Raw genomic sequence first — 25,214 nt, 5'->3', positions numbered from 1 at the left:
GTTCCACTCGGCACGAGAGCGGCACGAGACCGGCGCGACGCGGTCACACGCCCCGCATACGACGACGGGCCCCACGCCTGCTGTGTGCGCGGGGCCCGTCGTGCGGGAGGTGCGGTGTCTAGCGGACCGACACCGGGGTCTTGTCCGACTCCTCGTAGAGGACGTAGCCCTCTTCACCGTGGACGGCGGTGTCGATGCCGGCGACCTCGTCCTCGGTCTTGACGCGGAAGCCGATGGTCTTCTCGATGGCGAAGCCGATCACGAGCGCGAGGACGAACGAGTACGCACCGACCGCACCGGCGGCGGCGGCCTGCTTGCCGAGCTGGACCAGGGAGCCCGAGTAGATCAGACCGGTCGTGTTGGCGAAGATGCCCAGGTAGAGCGTGCCGAAGATGCCGCCGACCAGGTGGACGCCCACGACGTCGAGCGAGTCGTCGAAGCCGAGCTTGTACTTGAGGTCGATCGCGAAGCAGCAGATCACACCGGCGAGGAAGCCGAGCAGGATGCCCCAACCGGGGGTGAGGTTGGCACAGGCCGGCGTGATCGCGACGAGGCCGGCGACGGCACCCGAGGCGGCACCGACGGAGGTGGCCTTGCCGTCCTTGAGCTTCTCGATGAGCAGCCAGCCGAGCACCGCGGCAGCCGGAGCGGCGAGGGTGTTCACCCAGGCGAGCGCGGCAGTGCTGTTCGCAGCGCCGGCCGAACCGGCGTTGAAGCCGAACCAGCCGAACCACAGGATGGCGGCACCGAGGAGGACGAAGGGCGGGTTGTGCGGCTTGTGCGCGCCCTTGGCGAAGCCGACGCGCTTGCCGAGGACGAGCGCCAGGGCGAGTCCGGCGGCACCGGCGTTGATGTGGACCGCGGTCCCACCGGCGAAGTCGATGACACCCCAGGTCGCTGCCCAGCCCGAGGTCAGGTTGAAGACCCAGGAGGCGACCGGGAAGTAGACGACCGTCACCCAGACACCGGCGAAGATCATCCAGGCGCCGAACTTGGCGCGGTCGGCGATGGCACCGGAGATCAGGGCGACGGTGATGATCGCGAACGTGGCCTGGAACCCGACGAACGCCAGGTCCGGGTAGGGGGCGGCGAGCTTCGTCGCCTGCGACTGCTCGAACGCCTGGCCGAGGCCGATCTGGTTCCAGTCGATGCTGAAGAAGCCGACGATGCCGGTCACGGCGGTGTGGTCGCCGGTGTTCGCGAAGGCGATCGCGTAGCCGTAGAGCACCCAGAGGACGCCGACGAGCGCGATCGCCCCGAACGACATCATCATCATGCTGATGACGGACTTGGCCTTCACGAGGCCGCCGTAGAAGAAGGCGAGGCCGGGTGTCATGAACAACACCAGCGCCGCCATGATCATGATGAAGCCGGTTTGGCCCTGATCAAGCATCTGTTCACCTCTCGCGAATGCAGGCGGCTCTCGGTTCCGCCTCGGGTGCTGATGAGTCTGGCGAGGCGAGGTTTCACGAGGGAGCACGAACTGTTTCGTGGGTGTAACGCGGTGGGCCGTTCTGTAAACGTCGTGTTTCGGGGAGCAGGACACCCCCCGGACGGGAGGCGCGTGGCGGCCCCGCCACGTGCCTCCCGTCCGGTGGGTCGCCGCCCCGCCAGCCGCCCCCGTCAGACGGCCGCGGTGGTGGTGGCCGTGGCGTCCGTCAGTCCGCGGCGCGCGACAGCGCGACCACGCGCGACGCGGCGCGCAGGTACTTCTTCCGGTACCCGCCTTCGAGCATCGCCTGCGGGTACACCTGGTCGAGCGGCGTGCCGGACGCGACGATCCGGACCTGCGCGTCGTACAGCCGGTCGACGAGCGCGACCCACCGCAGCGCGTCGGTCTGGTCGGTGAACGCCGCGACGTCGGTCAGGCCGACGGCGTCGAGTCCGTCGACCAGCGCGACGTACTTCGAGGGGTGCACCGACGCCAGGTGCGCGACGACGGACCGGAAGTCGTCGAGCGTGGTCGCCCCGGTCGGCAGCGCCGCGGGGACGTCGTCGACCGTCCGGGCGTGCTCGTCGACCGCGCGGCGTCGGTAGTCGAGCCCGTCGATCCGCATGGTCTCGAAGCGATCGGACATCGCCTGGATCTCGCGCAGGAAGTCCTGCGCCGCGAACCGGCCCTCGCCGAGCGCGCCCGGCGGGGTGTTCGACGTCGCCGCGAAGCGGGTGCCGGTGTCCGCCAGCTCCTTGATGAGCCGGGTCATCACCATCGTGTCGCCGGGGTCGTCCAGCTCGAACTCGTCGATGCAGACGAGCGCGGTCCCGCGGAGCAGGTCGACCGTGCCCTGGAACCCGAGCGCACCGACGAGCGCCGTGTACTCGATGAAGGTGCCGAAGGTCTTGCGGGACGGCTCCGCGTGGTACGCCGCGGCGAGCAGGTGGGTCTTGCCGACGCCGAACCCGCCGTCCAGGTACACACCCGAGCGCGCCGGCGCCTCGGCGGGCTTGCGGCGACCGAACAGGCCGCGCTTCGCCGGCTCCGGCCGGGTCGCGACGAAGGCCTCGACCGCGTCGCGGACCGCCGCCTGCGAGGGGTACTCCGGGTCCGGTCGGTAGCTCGCGAACGAGGCGTCCGCGAACTGCGGCGGCGGCACGAGCGCAGCGGCCATCTGCTGCGGCGTCACCTGCGGGTCACGGTCGACGAGGTGTGCAGGCAAGTGGGCCCCTCCGGGAAGCATGTCGTGCGGTGTCACGTTGCAGGTGGCGGACGGCACGTTGCGCGTACCGTTGCCCGCGGGCACCGAGGACCGATCCTAGCCTCGGCCGCCCCGTTCGTCCCGCACCCTGGAGGTACCCCCGATGACCGCACCGGTCGACCCGTCCGAGAAGTTCGCCGCCTACGCCCACCCGGAGCGCCTGGTGTCGACCGAGTGGCTCCAGGAGCAGCTCGACGCCGGGACCCCCGACCTCGTCGTCGTGGAGTCCGACGAGGACGTCCTGCTCTACGAGACGGGCCACGTCCCCGGAGCGGTGAAGATCGACTGGCACACCGACCTCAACGACCCGGTGCAGCGCGACTACGTCGACGGCGAGGCGTTCGCGCGACTCGTCGGCGGCAAGGGCATCGGCCGCGACACCACCGTCGTGATCTACGGCGACAAGAACAACTGGTGGGCCGCCTACGCCCTCTGGGTCTTCACGCTCTTCGGGCACGAGGACGTCCGCCTGCTCGACGGCGGCCGGGCGAAGTGGATCGCCGAGGACCGTGCCCTGACGACCGACCGCCCCGAGGTGACGCCCGTCGACTACCCGGTGGTCGAGCGCCACGACGAGCCGGTCCGGGCCTTCAAGGACGACGTGCTCGCGCACCTCGGCAAGCCCCTGATCGACGTGCGGAGCCCCGCCGAGTACGACGGCTCGCGCACCACCGCACCGGAATACCCGGAAGAGGGCGCCCTGCGCGCCGGCCACGTGCCGACCGCCGTTAACATCCCCTGGGCCACCGCGGCCGCACCGGACGGCACCTTCAAGTCGCGCGAGGAGCTCGACGCGGTGTACCGCGACGGTGCCGGGATCGGCGACGCGGACGAGGTCATCGCGTACTGCCGCATCGGCGAGCGGTCGAGCCACACCTGGTTCGTGCTGCAGCACCTGCTCGGCTACGAGAACGTGCGGAACTACGACGGGTCGTGGACCGAGTGGGGCAGCGCCGTCCGCGTCCCGATCGCCGTCGGCACCGAACCGGGTACCGTTCCCTCTCGATGAGCACCGAACTCCCCCGTTCCCTCGCCGAGATCCGCGACGACTTCCTCGAGCTCTCGCAGCAGGACCGCCTCCAGCTGCTCCTCGAGTTCTCCGACGAGCTCCCCGCGCTGCCCGAGCGACTGCAGGGGCACGAGGACGAGCTCGAGCGCGTCGAGGAGTGCCAGTCCCCCGTGTTCATCACCGTCACGGTCGGGGCCGACGGCGATGCCCCGGACGTCGTCCGCATGCACGCGACCGCCCCGCGCGAGGCGCCGACCACCCGCGGGTTCGCGTCGATCCTCGCGCAGGGGCTGTCCGGCCTCACCGCGTCCGAGGTCCTGGCGGTCCCGTCGGACTACCCGCTGACGATCGGGCTCAGCGAGGCGGTCAGCCCGCTGCGCATCCGCGGCATGGTGGGGATGCTCGGTCGGGTGCAGCGGCAGGTGCGGGCGGCGGTCGCCGCCGCCTGATCCGCACCCCCTGACGGACGGGAGGCACGGTGCCAGCTGGCCCCGTGCCTCCCGTCCGTCGTCTCGTCGCATACGACATTCCGCATGCTGGACGCTGCGATGGGGCCTGTGCCAGGATCGAGGGGTCATCGGGGGGAGACGACATGGCGAAGATCCACGGCAACGATCCGACGGGGTACTCGTACGGCGACGCTGACACGCTGAAGACTGCGGCGCGCAGGCTCGCGACGTCGATCGACGGCCAGACCGGCGCACGGTCCACGGCGGTGACGAACGCGGAGCGGGAGTTCCGGGGGTACTTCTCCGAGGTCTTCGCCGACAACGCCGGCATCGCCTCGCACAGCGCCGGCAAGCTCTCCGAGGCGCTCTCCTCACTCGTCGGGTTCGTCGACGAACTCCGTCAGGCGGCGGAGCAAGAGGACCGACGCCGTGCCGACGCGAAGGCGTGGGAGGCGCGGAAGCGGGAGCGTGAGGAGAACTTCTTCGTCGGTGCGGCGCACGAGGTGTCGACGTGGTTCGGCGCCGAGGACGACCCGAAGCCCCCGGAACCGCAGCCTGAGCCCCAGCTCCAGGCCGATGCCGTCTCGGTGCGCGGTCGTACGATCCCGACGGCCGGAGGCGGCAGCGGAGGCACGTCGTCAGCGGTGCCGGCCGATCTCCGCTCCTTCGCGTCGAGCAGCAGGGGGGCCGACGACTCCCTCGCCGGCGCGGTGTCGTCGTTCCGGAACGCCCTCAGCGACTACGAGTCCGGGTGCAACACCCGATGGGGCACGCTGCACGCGCAGTCACTCGTGACCGCGGTACAGGACTGGCTTACGGACAACGGGCACGACGCGGCTTGGGCGGACACGGTCGCCGCGCAGTTCGAGGCCGCGGGCGGCGGGAACGGACCCGCCACGCTCTCGGACGCCTCGATCGCCGCGGCGCTGGCCGCGGCAGGCGTGGCGGTCGGACGCGACGACTTCACCATCGGCCCGTTCTCCGCGATGGGTACACCGCCCACGAACGGGTTCGCCGACGACCCGGTGAACACCGCGACGGGGAACTTCCTCGAGCCAGAGGACGACCTGACGTTCGGCGGTGCTGCGGCGTCCCTCCGGTTCTCGCGGACGTACAACTCGCTCGACGACCGGGTGGGGTCCTTCGGTCTCGGTTGGTCGTCGGTGCTCGACATCCGGCTGGAGCTCAGCGACGAGCTGGCCTCGATCGTGCTCGAGGACGGGCGCCAGGTCGACTTCCCCCGCGAGGGCGACGGTTGGGGTCGCGGCGTGGGGCAGGACCTCTGGCTCCGTCGCGATGGGACCACCCTCGTCGTCTCGGACAACACGGGGGGTCGATGGACCTTCTCCGCCGCCGGTGTCTGGCTCTCTGCCGGACGTGGCTCGGGCACGGGCGTGTCCGCTCTCCGCGACGCCGACGACCGGATCACTCGACTCGAGCACGAACTCGGTCGTGCGCTCGACGTGGAGTACGAAGGCGACCGCGTCGTGTCAGTTTCAGCGTCCGATGGCCGGCGTGTGCAGTACCGGTACGACGATGCGCGCCGCCTCGTCGCCGCGCAGGACACCGTCGGCGCGCGACGCTACCGGTGGAACGACGCCGGCTTGATCGACCAGGTGACCGCCGCGACGGGCGTCGTCGAGTGCACCAATGCGTACGACGGCCGGGGGCGTGTCGTCGAACAGCGCACTCCGTTCGGACGCACCGTCCGGTTCTCGTACCTCCAGGGCAGGGTGACGTCGGTCTCGGACGCTGACGGCAGCAACGCGAACACGTGGATCGCCGACCGGAAGGGCCGGGTCGTCGGGATCATCGACGCCGACGGTGCGCGTCAGTCGATGTCCTACGACCGCCACGGCCACCTGGTGTCCGTCACCGAACGCGACGGGTCGGTGACGGTGCACGGGTACGACGACCGCGGACGCCGCACGCGCACCGTGACCCCGGACGGCGCCGACGTGACGTGCGGGTACGACGACCAGGACCGGCCCACCACCGTGGTCACCGCAGACGGCGCGATCGTCGAGTACGAGTACCGGGGCGACGACCGGAACCCTTCCGTCGTCACCGATCCCGTCGGCGGACGGACGCTCCTCGAGTGGCGCGCCGGGCAGTTGGCTCGCTGCACGGACCCGACCGGTGTGGTCGTCACGTTCCACCACGACGACCACGGCGACCTCGTCGCGATCGAGGATGCCGACGGGGGGACGGCGTCCTTCACCCGGGACGCAGCTGGGCGTGTCGTCGAAGCGGTCACCCCCCTCGGCGCCCGGACGACGTACCGATACGACGCGGCAGGCCTGCTGACCGCTCGCGAAGCTCCGGACGGCGGCGTGTGGCGGTTCGAACACGACGATGCCGGGCGCGTGATCGCCACCACGGATCCGACGGGCTCCCGGACGGCCGTGGAGTACGGCACGCACGGCGAGGTCACCGCGACCATCGACCCGCTCGGCCGCCGCATCACGACCCTGTTCGACGACCTCGGCAACGTCTCGGCCGTCACCCTGCCCGACGGGGCGGAGTGGCGGTTCGTGCACGACGCGCTCTCGCGGTTGCGCACCGTCATCGACCCCGCAGGCGGTTCGTGGAACCGTGAGTACGACGCCATCGGCGCCGTCCTGGCAACCGTGGACCCGACCGGTGTCCGCACCGCTGCCGAGCGGAAGCGTGCCGACGGCACGACGATCGTCAGTTCCGCGTTCGAGGACGTCAGTGTCCGCACCGATGCGCTCGGACGACCGATCGGCCTCCGGCAGGGAGACGGCTCAACCACCGTGACCGTGCGTGATGCGGCTGGAAGGATCGTTGAATCGCTGGACGGTGAGGGTGGTCTGACCCGCATCGAGCGCGACCTCGCGGGCCGGATCGTCGCCGTCACGACGCCTGCCGGTCGGACGACGACGTACACGTACGACCGGTGCGGGCGTCCGGAGACGGCCACGGACCCGCTCGGCGGCCGGACGTCGCTGCGGTACGACGCCGACGGACGGGTCGTCGAGCGGGTCGATGCGAACGACGACGTCGAGCGCACCGAGTACGACGCGGTCGGTCGGGTCACCTCCGTCGACGTCCCTGGCTTCGGGATCATCCGGTACCGCTACGACCGGGCGGGACGTGTCGTCGAGGCACGGGACCCGCGATTCGGTCGCCGCTCGTTCCGGTACGACGCGGCGGGGCAGCTGGTCGCGGCGACCAACGGCCTCGGCGGGGTGACGCGCTACGAGTACGACGCCCGCGGGCGGCTCGTCCGCACCACCGATCCGCGCGGAGCAGTCACGACGCGGACCTACACCGAGCTCGACAAGGTCGCCAGCTCGACGGACCCCCTCGGCCGCACGACGAGCGCGACGTACGACGCTGCCGGTCGCCAGATCTCCCAGACGGAGCCCGACGGCACCGTGCTTCGGTGGGAGTACGACGCAGCCGGTCGAGAGACGGCCCAGTACGTGGACGACGCACTGGTCGCTCGCATCGAGCGCGACCCGCGCTCGCGGACCGTGACCATCTCCGACCACACCCGACCGGACGTTGCCAGTGCCCACCTGCTGGAGTACGACCGGCGGGGTCTCCTCGTCCGCCGAGTGACGGACGGTCGAGAGACGCGATGGACGTACGACGCGGACGGCCTGCGTACCTCGGTGCACGCGCCGGACGGCTCCGTGACGCGCATCGAGCGTGATCCCGCGGGTCGGCCGGGCACCGTCGAGCACACCGCGTTCGGCGCCGTCCATCACGAGTACGACGGCGCCGGACGACTCACGGCGGTGCGCACGGCAGGGACGAGCGACTCCTGGTCGCACGACCGCGGTTTCGTCGTCGGACACACCAGCTCCGACGGGGACTCGACGGCGACGACACGACTGACCCGCGATCGAGACGGTCGGCTCGTCGGGATCGAGCGACCGGGCACGACGACGGTCTACGAGCATGACGCAGCGATGCAACTCGTCCGTGCCGGCACCGACGGAGTGGAGACAACGTGGTCCTACGACGCCGCCGGCCGACTCGTCGTCGAACACACCAAGGACAGCACTCGCACGTTCGAGTACGACGATGCGGGCCAGCTCGTCGCGGTGACCGGGCCGGAGGGGAGGACCTCGCACGAGTACGACGCTCGCGGGCAGCGCGTCCGGAGCACCGCCCCGGACGGCACGGCGACCCGCTACTCGTGGGACGGGCGGGGGTGGCTTCGACTGATCGCCCCGGGCTCGTCGAGCACAGCGATCCACGTGGACGCGCTCGGCGACCTCGCCGATGTCGACGGCGTCCGACTCGACTGGGACGCCGCTGCCGCTGTTCCCACCCTGCTGGCCGTCGACGACTCCCCCGTGCTCCGCACGTCGGTCGGACTGCTCGGCGGCTCGGAGAGCCCTGGCGCGACGGGCTGGCGGACGGCCCGCAGCACGCCGGAGACCGATCCGTGGCAGCTCCTCGCCTCGGTCGGCGGCGGGACCGAGGGGGCGCTCTCGTTCGGCGCGGACGGAACGCCCGTTGTGGCCGGACTCGAGTGGATGGGGGCGCGCGCCTACGACCCTGCAACCCGCGGTTTCCTCTCGACCGACCCGGTCACCGCACCAGCGGGGGCAGCCTGGGGCGCGAACCCGTACTCGTTCGCGGGCAACGACCCGCTGCACGCGGTCGACCCACTCGGCCTCGCGCCGATCACCGACGCCGAGCTCGAGGCGTACGCCGCCGCCGAGCAAGGGCCGCTCGCGCGGGCGGCAGCGGCGACCGGTGACTGGTTCAAGGACAACTGGGAGTACGTCGCCGGCGGGGCGATGGTCGTCGCGGGTGGTGCGCTCATGCTCACCGGCGTCGGCGGCCCACTCGGCGGGATGCTGATCGGTGCCGGCGCGGACACGATCATTCAGAAGGCGACGACCGGCGAGGTGAACTGGGGGCAGGTCGCCGTCAGCGGAGCGTTCGGAGCGGTCGGCGGCGGCCTGGGCGCAGCGATCGGCAAGCACTTCGTCGGGAACGCCGTCGAGGGCGCCGTCGAGAACGTCGCGAACACCGTCGTCAGCGGTCAACCACTCACGCCCACAGACCTCCTCGGTTCCGCCGCTGGAGGTGCTGCGGCGTCGGCCGCTACCGGTGGCATGATGTCGAAGGTGCACCTGCCGTCGGCGGTGAACAAGCTCGGCGACGAAACGCCGCAGGTCAAATCAGTCCCCGACGGCCAGTGGTTCCCACGGAGACCCCTCCCTCGAGACGAGACAACAGGTGCCGACCTGCCAGAGTCAGACTTCGCCCACACCCAGCTGGGGTGGCGCAAGGGCAGTAAAGGACCCTACCCACAAGCGCGCGAATTCTCTGATGATGGTCAAGTCGTGCGAACCATCGACTTCACTGACCATGGTCGCCCCAAACTTCACACCAACCCCCATCAGCATCGGGCAGTGCCGAATCCAACGGGCGGAACTGCGCAGCGGGGCGACCCTGAGCCACTACCGGAGCTCCAATGATCTCGTACGAACGTCCGATATATTCTGCACCCGTGGGCCAGATCACTTTCCGGAACGTGTTCAGGGCCCTCAGTCCAGAACCCATGCACTGGCTGATAACCGAGCTCTGGATGACTGCGATACCGGGATCAAGTGTTGATGTCTTGGACTTGGAACGCAAAGTCTCCAAAGCTGATGGGCAAGGAGCATGGTTCTCGCATCTGGAGATGGTGCGGATCGCTGAAAACTGCGACCAAATGATCGATGGTGAGTTCCTGGGCTATCTGACCGCCAGCGGATCAGAATCTCCCGTGCCGGTTGTCCGCATTGATTTCTTCGACAGCGCAACGGCGACTGTGATAATCGACGACACGGCATTGTCAGTATCCAGCGAGCTTGAGGAGCTCCTCGGAGTCGGAGTTCCACAGAGCGTGATGGAGACTCGTGCCTCAGAGATTTGATCGAGCAAGCTCCGCTGGTCAGATCGGAAATCGGCTGGACAAAGGCGACCCTGACCAGTTACCCATCGCTCAACGCGAGATCCACAAGACCGAGGCGGACGCGCACGCGCACGAGATGAGCGCTCGTCCGTCCACGGAAGCACGGCCAGACGATGGATCGCCGCAAGGAGCGCGCACGATGAACGAACTGGTCGTCGAGGACGTCCCGTTGCTCCTCGTCGGAGAGACGGTCGACACCATCTGGGTCGATCACGCGCTCCGACTCCTGCTCTCGAACGGCGCCACCGTCATCCTCGAGTGCCCGTTCTCCCTCGGTCGGTCCCCCGACGCCGCAACGATGATCGACCCGGAGGGCGACAAGTCGGGGCTGGTGCCGGCTCTCCGCCTGCACACGCTCGAGGTCACCGCGGCGCGCGCCACGGGATCGACGCTGACGATGACGTTCTCGGACGGCTCCCGACTGACCGCCGGACCGCACCCGGAGTTCGAGTCATGGCACTACGTCGGACCGGAGACCCCTCCGACGATGATCGTCATGATGCCGGGCGGGGGCCCCGCTATCTGGCTCCACCACGAGCAGACGGAGCAGGAACCGGCGGAACGGGTCCGGTCGCTCCTGCTCGCGTACCTCGACACGCTCCCCGCGCGGCGAACGGCGGAGCTCCGCCAGCAGGCCGAGGCGGTGCGGGCCGTCCGCGAGACAGCTCCGCGGATCTGGGACGTCGTGCTCGCGGAGACACCCCGAGCCGACTTCCCCGACGGTCCCCTTCCGGGATCGCTGGCCTACCGCACCGACCAGGCACCGCTCGCGGGTGAGGTCCTCGTGTGGATGCTCGACGGCCGGATCGATTCCGTCGAACTACCGTGGTTCACCACGGAGATGCCGGCCGGACTCCCACGACCGGAGCAACTCATCCGCACCGCGATCGAAGGTGACGGAGGCCACGGTGTTCGGTAGACGGAAGAACGCCGAGCGGTCGGCGCAGCAGTTCCATCAGGCCGACAGCCGCGAGCAGCTGTTCGCGGAGCTCTCCGCCGAGACCCGCGCCGACCCCGAGGCGTTGTTCACGATCGAGGTCGTCGACCACGCGCAGCCAGGGCCGGCCCTCGACGAGCGCGCACAGCGACTGTCCCGGACCGGGGTAACGCGGACACCGCTGGCGGCCCCGGATCCGGCCGTGCTCCCTGCGTCCGCCGCGACCGCCGACGCCTTCCACCCGCTGAGCCGGCCGCCGTTCTCGGCGGCAGCCGGTGACGTCTTCGTGATTCCGGACGGAACCGGCGGTGCCGTGCTCGGGCACGTGATCGCCGAGGTGTTCGACGCCGTCTACGTCGCCGCCTTCCGGCGCCCGGAGGACGTTCCGCCGCCGGCGGACCCGCTCGTGGTGCTCGCCACACAGCCCGTCGTCGCCGGGCTCACCCTGCCGGCGAGGTTCCAGCCGGGCATGTGGGAGGTCGTGGGCACGGCCACACCCGACCCGCGCCGACTGCTCCCCGCGTACTCGTGGGGCACCGCCGCGGACGGTGTGCAGGTCACGGACTTCTCCGGCAGCAGGTCGCGGCCAGCGAGTGGGGTCGATGCCGAGACCGTTCCGCGACAGGCGGTCGTGTCCCGTTCTTCGTCGACATCGCCGTCCGGGCGGTGGTCGGCGTGATCGACTGGCACCGGGACTTCGAGCACCTCCGCTACCGGGCGACACCGCGATCCGTCGATGTCTTCCCCGAGGTTTGACGTGACGACCTCCGGCACGAGCGTCCCGGTCCTCCGCGCGACCCTTCCCAGGCGCTCCGATGTCCCTCCCCGTGCCCACGAGATCCTGGCCGCTCTGCCGGACGACACCGAGGTGGTCGCCTACGACGCCCCCGCCGCTGTGCTCGCCCGCGCACTCCGCCGGAGCAGACGAGCGGGCGAGCCCGGCAACGATGCCCTCGCGGCGCCCCTCGATGCGCTCGGGGACGACCCGGTCCTGGTCCGCCAGGTCGACCTCGGCAACGAGCTCCTCACGGTCCTGCACCGGTCGTCGGACGGAGCGTTCCTGTCCGCCGCGGTCACCGACCGTGACGCCGCGGTCGAGACCATCAGCGCCGCTGAGCTCGCGACGCTGCTCGCTGCGACCGCGGCACCCGGCGCGGACCGTGCCCTCGAACTCGTCCGACTCCTTGCGCCCGACGACCCCGTCAGACGCTTCGAGCAGGGCGCTCGATCGACCGCGCAGACGTTCGCGACCAAGTACGGTCTGGCCGCCGAGCGGGGCTCCACGGTCCTCGACCTCGACTCCTTCGTCGCCGCGGTGTCCCGCTTCGGCGCTGACGACCTCCCCTTCTGTGCGCTCGACGTTCCCGGGGCGGCGGTGACCGTCGCGTTCACGCCGGACCGCACGGCGGTCCTCGCGACGACGATCGCGCGACGACCAGCGGACGACCAGGGCGAAGACAGGAGCAGACCCGGGACGGACGGGAGGCACGGTGCCGGCTGGCACCGTGCCTCCCGTCCGTCACCCGGTCGCGTCTACCGGGCGCTGGTCGCGTCCGTCGGCTGCACCACCTCGGTCAGCCACGCGAGGATGCGCGCGTCGAACCAGTCCGCGTCGTGGTTCCAGAGCTTGGTGTGCCGCGCTGTGGTCTGCACCTCGAGCCGCACGATGTCGGGACGCGCGCGTGCCAGGTCGTGCGACGCCGAGGACGGCACGAACCCGTCGTCGTCGCTGTGCAGGATGAGGATCGGCACCGTGAGTTCGTCGGCCCGCGCGACCATGTCGAGCTCCCGCAGGTCGACCGGGTGGTCGAGCCCGGCGACGTGGTGCAGGACGGGGGTGCGGAGGAGCCGCTGCGCGACCTTCCGGACCGGCCGCGGCAGCTTCAGGACCCGGCTCTGCGACTTGAGCACCGCGTGCCAGTCCACGACGGGCGACTCGAGCACGATGCCGTCGACGAGTCCGGCGAACCGGGACCGGACGAGGGTCTGCAGGACGACCGCCCCGCCCATCGACCATCCCATGAGCACGACGCTCCTGGCCCGCTGCGCGGTGAGCCAGCGGAGCACGGCGTCGACGTCCTCCCACTCGGTGCTGCCGAGACCGTAGCGGCCGTCGGTGCTCCGCGGCGCGACGCCGTCGTTCCGCCACGAGGCGAGGACCACCGAGTACCCGGCGGCGCGGAAGACCGGGACGGCGCGGATGGTCTCGGCGCGGGTCACGCCCCGGCCGTGCACGAGGACCGCCCACGGTGCGTCGGGGTCGTCGGCGCGGACCACCCACGCGGGCGCCGGGCCGTTCGGCGTGGGGATGTCCACGTCCTCGACCGGGACGTCGAGCTCCCCGGGCGTCAGGTAGAACCAGCCGCCCCACCGGCCGCGGCGGGCGGAGCGGGGGTCGCCGGCGTCGATCGCGATGATGCGCCGGGTGACGGTGGTTTCGGTGGTGCCGAGGACCTCGCCGACGCGCATGTGCCCGGTGCCGCCGCCGAACCACAGGCTGTACCGCCCCTGCAGCTCGGTGTCCGCGGAGCGTTCGAGCGTGACGGTCATCGCACCGGTGTCGACGGCGTGGATCGGGACGCGTTCGGTGCGCTTGCGGTCAGGCGTGACGACGGCGCGGGCCACGGCGGCGACGAAGCCGCCGACCACCGCGGTGGCCACGGCAGCCGCGGTGATGCCCACCCCCAGGGCGACGGACCCGGCCGATCGTGCGGTCTCCTGGACGACGTCCTCGGCGGGTCGCGCGGATCGGGACATGGCCGGGAGCCTAGTCTGCATGCGTGTCCGAATCCCGTGAGCCCGAGGCCTTCGAGCGACTCCGCGCGTTCGTGGCGTCGGGCCGGACCCGCACCGAGACCACGGTCACCGAGATCCCCTCGCCCTCGCGGATCGCACCGCACTCGATCGCCCTCGCGGCGGACGTCTCGGGTGCCGTGCACGGCATCGACTCGGACCTCGGCACGGGGCGGTTCATCGCCCTCCACGACCCCGACGAGCCGGAGGGCTGGGGCGGTGCGTTCCGCATCGTGACGTTCGCCCAGGCGCCGCTCGAACCGGAGATCGGCGTCGACGAGTTCGTGGCCGACGTGACGTGGAGCTGGCTCGTCGACGCGCTCGCGGCCCACGGCGCGACCTACGACCGGGCCTCCGGGACGGCCACCAAGATCATCTCGCGCGGGTACGGCGACCTCGCGGCGCAGGGCGACGGCGCACAGCTCGAGCTCCGTGCCTCGTGGACGCCCCGTGACGAGGACCTGACCGCGCACGTCGAGGCGTGGGAGGAGATCGTCGCGATGCTCGCGGGACTCCCCCCGGCATCGGACGGCGTGACCCTGCTGGCTCCGAGGAGGACCACGAAGTGACCGACCCCGCCAGCGAAGCCGACCACACCGCACCCGGCGGCTCGGCCGCTCCGGCAGCACCGGGCGGCCCGGCCGCCCCGGCAGCATCGGCCGCCCCAGCCGACCACGCGTTCGAGGACTCGCACGCCGCCGTGCGCGTGATCGAGGACCGCGACGAGTACCTGCGCGCGGTCGCCGCCATCGCCGCCGGCCACGGCCCCGTCGCCGTCGACGCCGAGCGTGCGAGCGGCTACCGGTACTCCCAGCGGGCGTACCTCATCCAGGTCTTCCGCCGCGGCGCCGGCGCGTTCCTGTTCGACCCCATCGCGATCGGCGACTTCACCGAGCTGCAGGACGCCATCGTCGACGAGGAGTGGCTCTTCCACGCGGCGTCGCAGGACCTGCCGTGCCTGCAGGAGGTCGGCCTCGTCCCGACCCGCATCTTCGACACCGAGCTCGGGGCCCGCATCGCCGGCTTCCCGCGCGTCGGCCTCGGCGCGGTGGTCGAGCAGCTGCTCGGCATCACGCTCGCCAAGGCGCACTCGGCGGCGGACTGGTCGACCCGCCCGCTGCCGCAGTCCTGGCTCGTGTACGCGGCGCTCGACGTCGAGCTGCTGCCCGACCTCCGTGACGCCCTGGCCGCGGCGCTCGACGAGGCCGGCAAGTCCCGCATCGCGGAGGAGGAGTTCGCCGCCGTCCTGACCCGCGCGCCGAAGCCGCCCCGAGCCGAGCCGTGGCGCCGGCTGTCCGGCATGCACGCGCTGCGGGGTGCCCGGGCCCTGGCCATCGCCCGCGCCCTGTGGACCGCCCGCGACGAGTACGCCCGCGCCACCGACGTCGCCCCCGGTCGCACCATCCCGGACGCCGCGATCGTCGCCGCAGCGGCCGCCGCACCGGCCTCGAAGGCCGAACTCGGTGCGCTCAAGGCCTTCACGGGTCGGGCCAGCCGGTCGGAGCTCGACCGCTGGTGGGCCGCCGTCGACGAGGGCCGCACGACCGAGGACCTGCCGAAGCTCCGCGGCTCGGGCGAAGCCACGCTGCCCCCGCCCCGGGCGTGGGCCGACCGCAACCCCGAGGCCGACCGCCGTTACAAGGCCGCGCGGGCCGCGGTCGTCGCGCGCGCCGAGGAGCTCGACCTGCCCGTCGAGAACCTCCTCACGCCGGAGACGCTCCGCCTGGTGTCGTGGGAGCCGCCGACGCCGATCGCGACCGAGACCGTCGGTGCCGTGCTCGCCTCCCACGACGCCCGCCCGTGGCAGGTCGAGGAGACCGCGTCGCGCATCGCGCACGCCTTTGTCGCTGCTGGACAGGCCCCTGCTGCCGAGAGCAACACCGGCTCGTAGGAACACCCCAACGGGCATGCGCCCGTCCAGGCTCCGGGCATAGCGTCGGAGCAGTCGCCGGGCACAGCCCGGCCGGTCGGGGCGGAACGTGCCCCGACTCGATCGAAGAGGATCTGGAGGCCCGAGTGCCCAAGGCATCAGACGTCGTGTTCGTGGACGGAGTCCGCACCCCGTTCGGACGAGCCGGTGAGAAGGGGGTGTTCTGGAAGACCCGCGCGGACGACCTCGCGGTCCACGCGATGCGCGGGCTGCTCGACCGGAACAGCCAGCTCGACGGTGCGGCGGTCGACGACGTCGCCGTCGCGGCCACCACCCAGCAGGGCGACCAGGGCCTGACGCTCGGCCGCACCGTCGGCATGCTCGCGGGTCTGCCGAAGTCGGTCCCCGGCTACGCGATCGACCGCATGTGCGCCGGTGCCATGACGAGCGTCACGACGCTCGCCGGCGCGATCGCCTTCGGCGCCGCCGACGTCGCGATCGCCGGCGGGGTCGAGCACATGGGCCGCCACCCGATGGGCTTCGGAGCCGACGTGAACCCCCGGTTCGTCGCCGAGCGCATGGTCGCGAGCGACGCGCTCGTCATGGGCAGCACCGCGGAGCGCCTGCACGACCGGTTCCCCGCCATCACGAAGGACCGCACGGACGCCTTCGCCGTCCAGTCGCAGCAGCGCTACGCCGCCGCCTGGGGCGCCGGCAAGCTCCAGCCCGACGTCGTCCCGGTCGAGGTCAACACCGGCGAGGGCTGGGACGTCGTCACGGCGGACGAGCCGCCCCGACCGGGCACCACCCTGGAGGCACTGGCTGCGTTGCGCACGCCGTTCCGGCCCCACGGACGGGTCACCGCCGGCAACGCGGCGGGCCTGAACGACGGGGCGACGATGAGCCTGCTCGCGTCGGAGGACGGTGCGAAGCAGCACGGCCTGCCGACGAAGATGCGCATGGTCTCGTTCGCGTTCGCCGGTGTCGACCCGGAGGTCATGGGCATCGGCCCGGTCCCCGCGACCGACAAGGCCCTCCGCAAGGCGGGGCTCACCATCGACGACATCGGCCTGTTCGAGATCAACGAGGCGTTCGCGGTCCAGGTGCTCGCGTTCCTGGACAACTACGGCATCGCGCAGGACTCCCCGAACGTCAACGCCTGGGGTGGCGCGATCGCCGTCGGCCACCCGCTGGCGTCGAGCGGTGTGCGCCTGATGAACCAGCTCGCGGCACAGTTCGCCGAGCGCCCGGACGTCCGGTACGGCATCACCACGATGTGCATCGGGCTCGGCCAGGGCGGCACCGTCATCTGGGAGAACCCGAACTTCAGCAAGAGCGCGGCACGGAAGGCGGCCTGAGCATGACCACCACCCCGATCGACCAGCTGACCGAGCTCAGCGCGGACGAGGTCGTCACCCACTCGTACGTCAAGCACGTGGCGCTGCCCTCCGGCGGCACGCTCGCGCTCATCACGCTGGACAACGGCAAGGACCACAAGCGCCCCTCGACCCTCGGGCCGCGGACCATGCGCGAGCTGTCCGACGTGCTCGACACCCTGCGTGACGCCGCCGGGAAGGGCGAGGTCCAGGCCGTCGCGATCACCGGCAAGGAGTACTGCTTCGCCGCGGGCGCCGACCTGTCGCAGGCCGCGGCGCTGCCCTCCCGCGAGGTCGCGCACGAGCTCGGCGTGCTCGGGCACGCCACGCTCCGCAAGTTCAGCGAGCTGGGTGTCCCGTCGTTCGCATTCGTGAACGGCATCGCCCTCGGCGGCGGCCTCGAGGTCGCCCTGCACTGCACGTACCGGGTGTTCTCGTCGGCGGCGCAGGGCATCGGCCTGCCCGAGGTGTTCCTCGGGATCATCCCCGGCTGGGGCGGCGCGACGCTGCTCCCCCGCCTGATCGGGCCCGAGAAGGCGCTCCGCGTCATCGTCGAGAACCCGCTCAAGAACAACCGCCTGATGGACGGCCCAGCCGCGGTCGAGATCGGCATCGGCGACGCGCTCATCCCGTCGGTCACCTTCCTGCCGTCCGCGGTCGCGTGGGCCGACGGCGTCGTGTCCGGCCGCACCAAGGTCGTCCGGAAGAACGAGCCCGGCATGCTCGAGAAGGCTGCGTGGGGCACCGTCGTCAAGGTCGCCCGGAGCCAGGTCGCGTCGAAGATCGGCACGGTGCCGAAGTCGCCGTTCCGCGCGCTCGACCTCGTGGCGGCAGCGAAGAGCGGAAGCCTGGACGAGCGCTTCGCAGGCGAGGACGACGCCCTCGCCGACCTGCTCGCGGGCGACCAGTTCGCCGCGTCGATGTACGCGTTCGACCTCGTCCAGAAGCGCGCGAAGCGTCCCGTCGGAGCCCCGACGGACGTCGAGGCGAAGAAGATCACGAAGGTCGGCGTCCTCGGCGCCGGACTCATGGCGTCGCAGTTCGCGCTCCTGTTCGCGCGGCGCCTCGGCGTCCCCGTGGTGATCACGGACGTCGACCAGGCGCGTGTGGACGCCGGCGTCGAGCGCATCCGGTCCTCGGTCGACGAGCTCCTCGCCAAGAAGCGGGTCTCCCCCGACGATGCGAACCGCATCAAGGCGCTCGTCTCGGGCTCGGTGTCCTACGACGCGTTCGCGGACGCCGACTGGGTGATCGAGGCCGTCTTCGAGGAGATGTCGGTCAAGCAGGACGTGTTCCGGAAGATCGAGCAGGTCATCGCACCCGACGCGATCCTCGCCACGAACACGTCGTCGCTGTCGGTGTCCGAGATGGGCTCGGTGCTGTCCGACCCGTCGCGGCTCGTCGGCTTCCACTTCTTCAACCCCGTCGCCGTGATGCCGCTCCTCGAGGTCGTCCGCACCGAGCAGACCTCGGACGAGACGCTCGCCACGGCCCTGGCGGTCGCGAAGACCCTCAAGAAGACCGCGATCATCACCGCCGACCAGCCCGGCTTCGTCGTGAACCGGGTGCTCGCCCGCGTCCTCGGCGAGGCGATGCGCGGCGTCGAGGAGGGCACGCCCTTCGCGACCGTCGCCGAGGGTGCGGCACCGCTCGGTCTGCCGATGTCGCCGTTCGAGCTGCTCGAGCTCGTCGGGCTGCCGGTCGGCGCGCACGTGCTCGACTCGCACCACGCCGAGTGGCCGGAGCGGTTCTACCCAGGCGACGGGCTGAAGCGCATCGCGGAGCACGGCGCGATCCTGACCCGCGACAAGAAGGGCGCCGTCACCGGGTACGACCCCGCTGCCGTGAAGCTCGTCGCGCCCGCGAAGAAGGACGCCCAGCCGGTCGACGCCGCGACCATGCAGCAGCGGTTCGAGGACGCCCTGGCCGACGAGGTGCACCGCATGCTGCAGGACGGGGTCGTCCAGCACGTCGAGGAGATCGACCTCGGCCTGATCCTCGGTGCCGGTTACCCGTTCCAGGCCGGCGGCATCAGCCCGTACCTCGACCGCTCCGGAGCGTCCGAGCGCGTCTTCGGCGGCACGTTCCACGACCCGGCGATCGTCGGTCCCGCCTCGCGCTAGCCGGACCCACCGGTCGATCGAACCACGGAACCGACATCGGACCAGGCACTCGTCCTGGTTCGATGTCGGTTCCGTGGTTCAACGCCGCGGCGAACGAGCGCGGGCCCGCCACCGCACCGCGCGAACCACGCGCTCAGCGCTCCGCGGACTCCCGCGTGCGCGCCGGCTTCGCCTGGGGCAGCTTCGTACCGACGACCTGGTCGATGACGTCCCGCGCGATCGCCTGCGCGGTCAGCCCGACGTCGGCCAGGATCTGCGACCGCGACGCGTGGTCGATGAACGCGTCCGGCAGCCCGAGCTCGTTCACGCCGGTGTCGACCCCGGCCGCCCGCAGGTCCTGTCGCAGCCGTGTCCCGACGCCCCCGACCCGGACGCCGTCCTCGATTGTGATGACCAGCCGGTGCTCGCGGGACAGGTCGACCAGCGATGCGGGGATCGGCACGACCCACCGCGGGTCGACGACCGTCGCGCCGATGCCCTGCGCCTCGAGCAGGGCCGCGGCGTCGAGCGCCACCGGCACCATCGAGCCGACCGCCACGAACAGGACGTCCGGCTCCTGCCCGTCGGCCGGGTCCCGGAGGACGTCGACCCCGTCCGACAGCCGACGGAGCGCCGGCAGGTCCGGACCGACGGAGCCCTTCGACCAGCGCAGCACGGTCGGGGCGTCGTCCACGGCGACGGCCTCGCGGAACTCCTCGCGCAGCGTCGCAGCGTCGCGCGGGGCGGCGATCCGGATGCCCGGCACGACCTGCAGGAGCGCGAGGTCCCACATGCCGTGGTGCGACGGACCATCAGGTCCGGTGATGCCCGCACGATCGAGGACGAACGTCACCCCGGCGCGGTGCAGCGCCACGTCCATGAGCACCTGGTCGAACGCCCGGTTCAGGAACGTCGCGTAGAGCGCCACCACGGGGTGGAGCCCGCCGAACGCGAGCCCGGCGGCGGTGGTCACGGCGTGCTGCTCCGCGATGCCGACGTCGATCACCCGGTCCGGGTGCTGCTCCTGGAACAGGTGGAGCCCGGTGGGGCGCAGCATGGCGGCGGTGATCGCGACGATCCGCTCGTCCGCGGCGCCGACCGACGCCAGCTCGGACGCGAAGACCGAGGTCCAGGAGGGCCCCGACGACACGTCGAGCGACTCCCCCGTCTCCGGGTCGATGTGCCCGACCGCGTGGAACTGGTCCGCCTGGTCGCGGAGCGCCGGCTCGAAGCCGTACCCCTTCTCGGTGATGGCGTGCACGATCGTGGGAGCGCCGTAGGCCTTGGCCTGCCGGAGCGCTGCCTCCATCGCGCGCTGGTCGTGCCCGTTCACCGGACCGATGTACTTGATGTCGAGGTTCGAGTAGAGCGCCTCGTTGTTCGTGAAGCGCGACAGGAACCCGTGCAGGCCGCCGCGCACCCCGCGGTAGAACGCGCGCCCGGGTGCACCGAAGCGTGACGCGACCGCCTGCGACTTCTCGAACAGCGCACGGTACTCACGGCGCGTGCGTACCGAGCTGAGGAACCGCGCCATCCCGCCGATCGTCGGCGCGTAGGACCGGCCGTTGTCGTTCACGACGATCACCATGCGGCGGTCGTTCGCGTCCGAGATGTTGTTGAGCGCCTCCCACGTCATGCCGCCCGTGAGCGCGCCGTCCCCGACGACGGCGACCACCGTGCGGTCGTCCTGGCCGGTCTGCCGGAAGGCCCGCGAGATGCCGTCCGCCCACGACAGGGACGACGACGCGTGCGACGACTCGACGATGTCGTGCTCCGACTCGCTGCGCTGCGGGTACCCGGCGAGGCCGCCGCGCTCCCGGAGGCGCGAGAAGTCCTGTCGACCCGTGACGAGCTTGTGCACGTACGACTGGTGCCCGGTGTCGAACACGAACGGGTCGTGCGGCGAGTCGAACACGCGGTGCATCGCCAGCGTGAGCTCCACCACACCGAGGTTCGGCCCCAGGTGCCCGCCGGTCTTCGCGACCTCGGCGACGAGGAAGCGACGGATCTCGGCGGCGAGCTCCGTCATCTGCGCGTCGGACAGACGCTTGAGGTCGCGCGGCGACGAGATGCTGCTGAGCAGGCTCACGAGCGCTCCTTTCGTGGGGCAGGTCACCACACTATCCGCGGGACCAGACGACGGACTGGAGGCCCGTGGCGGTGTCGCCACGGGCCTCCAGTCCGACAGGTGGTCGCGTCAGCGACCGGTGCGCGCGTCGCGCGCCGTGCTCACACGAGCGAGCGGAGCACGTACTGCAGGATGCCGCCGTTGCGGTAGTAGTCGGCCTCACCCGGGGTGTCGATGCGGACGACCGCGTCGAACTCCACGGGCTCCTTGCCGGCGGGCGAGTGCTCGCTCGGCGTCGCGGTGACGTGCACCGTCTTGGGCGTCCGACCCTCGTTGAGCTCGGTCAGCCCGGAGATCGAGACGACCTCGGTGCCGTCGAGGCCCAGGGACTCCGCGGACTCGCCGGCCGGGAACTGCAGCGGGACGACGCCCATGCCGATCAGGTTCGAGCGGTGGATGCGCTCGAAGCTCTCGGTGATGACCGCCTTGACGCCGAGCAGGTTCGTGCCCTTGGCCGCCCAGTCGCGCGACGAGCCGGAACCGTACTCCTTGCCGCCGAAGATGACGAGCGGGATGCCCTGCTCCTGGTAGTGCTGCGAGGCGTCGTAGATGAACGACTGCTCGCCGTCGGCCGTCGTGAAGTCACGGGTGTACCCGCCCTCGACGCCCGCGCCGTCGTTCGCGTCCGCCAGCAGCTGGTTGCGCAGTCGGATGTTCGCGAACGTGCCGCGGATCATCACCTCGTGGTTGCCGCGACGCGAGCCGTAGGAGTTGAAGTCCTTGCGGTCGACACCGTGCTCGGCGAGGTACTTGCCCGCCGGGCTGTCCGCCTTGATCGACCCCGCCGGCGAGATGTGGTCCGTCGTGACCGAGTCGCCGAGCTTCGCGAGCACGCGGGCGCCCGAGATGTCCGAGACCGCGTCGGGCTGCATCGTCATGCCCTCGAAGTACGGGGGCTTCCGGACGTAGGTGGACTCGGTGTCCCACTCGAAGGTGTCGCCCGTGGGGGTCGGCAGGTTCTTCCAGCGGTCGTCGCCCTCGAACACGGAGCCGTACTCGTGGGTGAACATCTCCGTGTCGATCGACGTGTCGATGACCTGCTGGACCTCGCCCGCGTCGGGCCAGATGTCCTTGAGGAACACGTCGTTGCCGTCCTGGTCCTGGCCCAGGGCGTCGGTGTCGAAGTCGAAGTGCATCGAGCCGGCCAGCGCGTAGGCGATGACGAGCGGCGGCGACGCGAGGTAGTTCATCTTCACGTCGGGGTTGATGCGGCCCTCGAAGTTGCGGTTGCCCGAGAGCACCGCGGTGACGGCGAGGTCGTTGTCCTGCACGGCCTGCGAGATCTCCTCGGGCAGCGGGCCCGAGTTGCCGATGCAGGTGGTGCAGCCGTAGCCGACCGTGTAGAAGCCGAGGTCCTCGAGGTAGCTGGTCAGCCCGGCCTTCTCGTAGTAGTCGGTGACGACCTTCGAGCCCGGCGCGAGGGTGGTCTTCACCCACGGCTTGGCCTTGAGGCCCTTCTTCGCGGCGTTCCGCGCGAGGATGCCGGCGGCCATCATGACCGACGGGTTCGACGTGTTCGTGCAGGACGTGATCGCGGCGATCGCGACGGCGCCGTGGTCGATCGTGAACGCGTCGCCGTCGCCCACGGTGACCGAGGTCGGCTTCGAGACCGTGCCCGGGGCGCTCGAGGCGTGCACCGGGACCTCGGACGGCTGCGCGTCCTGCAGGTCGTCGACGGCGTGCTCGTCACCGGGGGCCGCGGCGACCGGGTCGGACGCCGGGAAGGTGTCGGCGACGGCCTTGTCCGCCTCGGAGTGGTCGATGCTCGCGTAGTTCGCGAGGTCGACCTCGAACTGGTCCTTGGCCTTCGAGAGCTCGATGCGGTCCTGCGGGCGCTTCGGGCCGGAGATCGACGGGACGACCGTCGACAGGTCGAGCTCCATGTACTCGGAGTACGCGGGCTCCACCGACGGGTCGTGCCACAGGCCCTGGGCCTTGGCGTACGCCTCGACGAGGGCGATCTGGTCCTCCGACCGGCCCGTCAGGCGCAGGTAGTCGAGCGTGACGGCATCGACCGGGAAGATCGCGGCGGTCGAGCCGAACTCGGGGCTCATGTTGCCGATGGTGGCGCGGTTCGCGAGCGGGACCTCGGAGACGCCCTCGCCGTAGAACTCGACGAACTTGCCGACCACGCCGTGCTTGCGGAGCTCCTGGGTGATGGTGAGCACCACGTCGGTCGCGGTGACGCCGGCCGGGATCGAGCCGGACAGCTTGAAGCCGACGACCTTGGGGATGAGCATCGAGACGGGCTGGCCGAGCATCGCCGCCTCGGCCTCGATGCCACCGACGCCCCAGCCGAGCACGCCGAGGCCGTTCACCATCGTGGTGTGCGAGTCGGTGCCGACGAGCGTGTCCGGGTACGCGTAGAGCTCGCCGTCGAACTCGCGCGTGTACGTGACCTTCGCCAGGTACTCGATGTTGACCTGGTGGACGATGCCGGTCCCCGGCGGGACGACCTTGAAGTCCTCGAACGCGGTCTGGCCCCAGCGGAGGAACTGGTAGCGCTCCCCGTTCCGCTCGTACTCCAGGTCGGTGTTGCGCTGCAGCGCGTCCTCGCGGCCGAACAGGTCGGCCACGACGGAGTGGTCGATGACCATCTCGGCCGGCGACAGCGGGTTGATCTTGTTCGGGTCGCCGCCGATCTGCGCCATCGCCTCGCGCATGGTGGCGAGGTCGACGATGCACGGCACGCCCGTGAAGTCCTGCATGACCACGCGGGCCGGCGAGAACTGGATCTCGGTGTCCGGCTCGGCGTCCGGCCGCCACGAACCGAGGGCGCGGATCTGCTCCTCGGTCACGTTCGCACCGTCCTCGGTGCGGAGCAGGTTCTCGAGCAGCACCTTCAGGCTGTACGGGAGCTTCTCGTGCCCCGGCACCGTGTCGATCCGGTGGATCGCGTAGTCGACACCCCCAACCGACAGTGTGTCCTTCGAGCCGAAGCTGTTGACTGCAGCCACTGTGCCGCCTCCCTACTGATCGGTGTGCCCCCATCTTCGCGGGCCGCGGAACGTCCCACCAGCAAGGCAAACCTAAACCCGGCGGCGCTGCTGCGCCCCCGGCAAACTGTCTCGATGTCGAGACAACTCTACACCGCGGCGGCGTCGTCCCGTCGCGTGAACACCGTCCGGACGAGCAGCCACGTGACCCAGAGCACGGCGGCGTAGAGCGGCACGCCGAGGATCAGCTTGAGGCCCGCGAGCAGTTCGACCTGCGCCGTCAGGTACAGCGGCACCTCGACCGCCAGACGGACCGCGAACAGCCCGACCCAGATCCAGGTGGCGACGGTGAGCACCCGGCGCTTCGCGGGGTCGGCGCGCCAGTCGACGTGCGAGCCGTCCTCGTTCGCGGGGAGCAGGAAGCCGACGACGACGCCGATGAGCGGCCAGCGCACGGCCAGCGTGACGAGGAGTCCGACCAGCCAGACGGCGTTGATGACGATGCCGGGGATGAAGTTCGTCTCGGCGCGACCGGTCAGCAGTGCCAACCCGGCCGACACCGCCACGCCGAGGATGCCCGCGAAGGACATCGTCACCGACTGCCGCTGCACCAGACGGAGCACGACGAACACCAGGCCGACGACCACCGGGATCACGACGCTCGGGACGAGCTCCTTCGTGATCGTGTAGACGACCAGGAACGCGAGCCCGGGCAGGATCGACTCGGCGAGGCCGCGGACGCCGCCGACGGCACTCAGCAGGTCGCGGCCGGACGGTGTCTCGCCCGGGGCGACCCGGGCGATCCCGGCGTTCTGCACCGCCGCGCGGAACTGCTCGGAGAAGCTCGGCTGCTCCGGAGCGACCCCCGACCCCTCTCCGGACGACGCCGTGCCGGACGTCGATGCGTCGGTCGACCCGGTTCCGGGCGTCCCCGTCTGCGGTCGGGTGGTCTCGTCGCGGTCCGGCACCGT

16 protein-coding genes are annotated in these 25,214 nt (G+C 71.0%); 10 read left to right on the top strand and 6 right to left on the bottom strand.

Annotated elements, in window-relative coordinates:
- Window positions 1–118: 118 nt before the first annotated feature.
- Both FB462_RS08630 and zapE read right to left on the bottom strand, forming a co-directional pair.
- Window positions 119–1,393: an ammonium transporter gene (locus tag FB462_RS08630; RefSeq protein ID WP_114851045.1), complete on the bottom strand. Its 1,275-nt coding sequence runs from the start codon at window positions 1,391–1,393 to the stop codon at window positions 119–121.
- Window positions 1,394–1,658: 265 nt separating this feature from the next.
- On the bottom strand, window positions 1,659–2,678 hold the full coding sequence (gene zapE, locus FB462_RS08625; RefSeq protein ID WP_141861377.1) for a cell division protein ZapE: 1,020 nt from the start codon (window positions 2,676–2,678) through the stop codon (window positions 1,659–1,661).
- Window positions 2,679–2,799: 121 nt separating this feature from the next.
- On the opposite strand from zapE, the gene FB462_RS08620 reads away from it, so the two are divergent.
- The 6 genes from FB462_RS08620 (at window position 2,800) to FB462_RS08595 (ending at window position 11,717) form a co-directional block, all read left to right on the top strand.
- Window positions 2,800–3,705 (top strand): sulfurtransferase, encoded by a 906-nt coding sequence (locus FB462_RS08620; protein ID WP_141861376.1) that lies wholly within the window; start codon window positions 2,800–2,802, stop codon window positions 3,703–3,705.
- Window positions 3,702–4,154, top strand: a complete 453-nt coding sequence (locus tag FB462_RS08615; RefSeq protein ID WP_141861374.1) for a SufE family protein — start codon at window positions 3,702–3,704, stop codon at window positions 4,152–4,154. Before FB462_RS08620 ends, FB462_RS08615 begins: the two co-directional genes overlap by 4 nt.
- A 143-nt stretch (window positions 4,155–4,297) precedes the next feature.
- Window positions 4,298–9,622, top strand: coding sequence for a DUF6531 domain-containing protein (locus FB462_RS08610; RefSeq protein WP_141861373.1), 5,325 nt, complete (start codon window positions 4,298–4,300; stop codon window positions 9,620–9,622).
- Window positions 9,623–9,654: 32 nt separating this feature from the next.
- Window positions 9,655–10,062 carry a hypothetical protein gene (locus FB462_RS08605; protein WP_141861371.1) on the top strand — a complete coding sequence of 136 codons (408 nt, stop codon included), beginning with the start codon at window positions 9,655–9,657 and terminating at the stop codon, window positions 10,060–10,062.
- Between the two features lie 178 nt (window positions 10,063–10,240).
- Window positions 10,241–11,020 carry a DUF6188 family protein gene (locus tag FB462_RS08600; RefSeq protein WP_114851040.1) on the top strand — a complete coding sequence of 260 codons (780 nt, stop codon included), beginning with the start codon at window positions 10,241–10,243 and terminating at the stop codon, window positions 11,018–11,020.
- Window positions 11,010–11,717, top strand: coding sequence for a hypothetical protein (locus tag FB462_RS08595; RefSeq protein ID WP_141861370.1), 708 nt, complete (start codon window positions 11,010–11,012; stop codon window positions 11,715–11,717). Before FB462_RS08600 ends, FB462_RS08595 begins: the two co-directional genes overlap by 11 nt.
- An 854-nt stretch (window positions 11,718–12,571) precedes the next feature.
- Here the strand turns inward: FB462_RS08595 and FB462_RS08590 are convergent.
- Complete coding sequence (locus FB462_RS08590; protein WP_167510055.1) at window positions 12,572–13,795, bottom strand: alpha/beta hydrolase family protein; 1,224 nt, start codon at window positions 13,793–13,795, stop codon at window positions 12,572–12,574.
- A 23-nt stretch (window positions 13,796–13,818) separates the two neighbouring features.
- On the opposite strand from FB462_RS08590, the gene FB462_RS08585 reads away from it, so the two are divergent.
- The 4 genes from FB462_RS08585 to FB462_RS08570 all read left to right on the top strand — a co-directional run bounded on the left by FB462_RS08585 (window position 13,819) and on the right by FB462_RS08570 (window position 19,200).
- Window positions 13,819–14,400, top strand: coding sequence for a DUF3000 domain-containing protein (locus FB462_RS08585; RefSeq protein WP_058742496.1), 582 nt, complete (start codon window positions 13,819–13,821; stop codon window positions 14,398–14,400).
- A gap of 131 nt (window positions 14,401–14,531) precedes the next feature.
- A complete protein-coding gene (locus tag FB462_RS08580; protein ID WP_141863307.1) occupies window positions 14,532–15,722 on the top strand; it encodes an HRDC domain-containing protein in 1,191 nt (396 codons plus the stop codon).
- Window positions 15,723–15,847: 125 nt separating this feature from the next.
- A complete protein-coding gene (locus FB462_RS08575; RefSeq protein ID WP_083520039.1) occupies window positions 15,848–17,059 on the top strand; it encodes a thiolase family protein in 1,212 nt (403 codons plus the stop codon).
- 2 nt (window positions 17,060–17,061) lie between these two features.
- Window positions 17,062–19,200 (top strand): 3-hydroxyacyl-CoA dehydrogenase NAD-binding domain-containing protein, encoded by a 2,139-nt coding sequence (locus FB462_RS08570; RefSeq protein ID WP_141861366.1) that lies wholly within the window; start codon window positions 17,062–17,064, stop codon window positions 19,198–19,200.
- Between the two features lie 133 nt (window positions 19,201–19,333).
- Here the strand turns inward: FB462_RS08570 and dxs are convergent, their stop codons facing one another.
- The 3 genes from dxs to FB462_RS08555 form a co-directional block, all read right to left on the bottom strand.
- Entirely contained in the window at window positions 19,334–21,268 is a 1,935-nt protein-coding gene (dxs, locus tag FB462_RS08565) for a 1-deoxy-D-xylulose-5-phosphate synthase (protein ID WP_141861364.1), read from the bottom strand.
- 140 nt (window positions 21,269–21,408) lie between these two features.
- Window positions 21,409–24,264: an aconitate hydratase gene (locus FB462_RS08560; RefSeq protein WP_141861362.1), complete on the bottom strand. Its 2,856-nt coding sequence runs from the start codon at window positions 24,262–24,264 to the stop codon at window positions 21,409–21,411.
- Between the two features lie 128 nt (window positions 24,265–24,392).
- Entirely contained in the window at window positions 24,393–25,211 is an 819-nt protein-coding gene (locus FB462_RS08555) for a DUF3159 domain-containing protein (RefSeq protein WP_229666712.1), read from the bottom strand.
- Window positions 25,212–25,214: the final 3 nt, after the last annotated feature.

The organism is Curtobacterium citreum, assembly GCF_006715175.1.
Classification (GTDB): domain Bacteria; phylum Actinomycetota; class Actinomycetes; order Actinomycetales; family Microbacteriaceae; genus Curtobacterium; species Curtobacterium citreum.
The sequence above is the reverse complement of the archived record's forward strand: the minus strand, read 5'-3'. Positions and strand labels throughout refer to the sequence as shown.

Bases quoted from the DNA above. Each gene is read 5' to 3' on its own strand.
- FB462_RS08630 (WP_114851045.1), bottom strand. From the start codon at position 1,393: ATGCTTGATCAGGGCCAAACCGGCTTCATCATGATCATGGCGGCGCTG.
- zapE (WP_141861377.1), bottom strand. From the start codon at position 2,678: ATGCTTCCCGGAGGGGCCCACTTGCCTGCACACCTCGTCGACCGTGAC.
- FB462_RS08620 (WP_141861376.1), top strand. From the start codon at position 2,800: ATGACCGCACCGGTCGACCCGTCCGAGAAGTTCGCCGCCTACGCCCAC.
- FB462_RS08615 (WP_141861374.1), top strand. From the start codon at position 3,702: ATGAGCACCGAACTCCCCCGTTCCCTCGCCGAGATCCGCGACGACTTC.
- FB462_RS08610 (WP_141861373.1), top strand. From the start codon at position 4,298: ATGGCGAAGATCCACGGCAACGATCCGACGGGGTACTCGTACGGCGAC.
- FB462_RS08600 (WP_114851040.1), top strand. From the start codon at position 10,241: ATGAACGAACTGGTCGTCGAGGACGTCCCGTTGCTCCTCGTCGGAGAG.
- FB462_RS08590 (WP_167510055.1), bottom strand. From the start codon at position 13,795: ATGTCCCGATCCGCGCGACCCGCCGAGGACGTCGTCCAGGAGACCGCA.
- FB462_RS08570 (WP_141861366.1), top strand. From the start codon at position 17,062: ATGACCACCACCCCGATCGACCAGCTGACCGAGCTCAGCGCGGACGAG.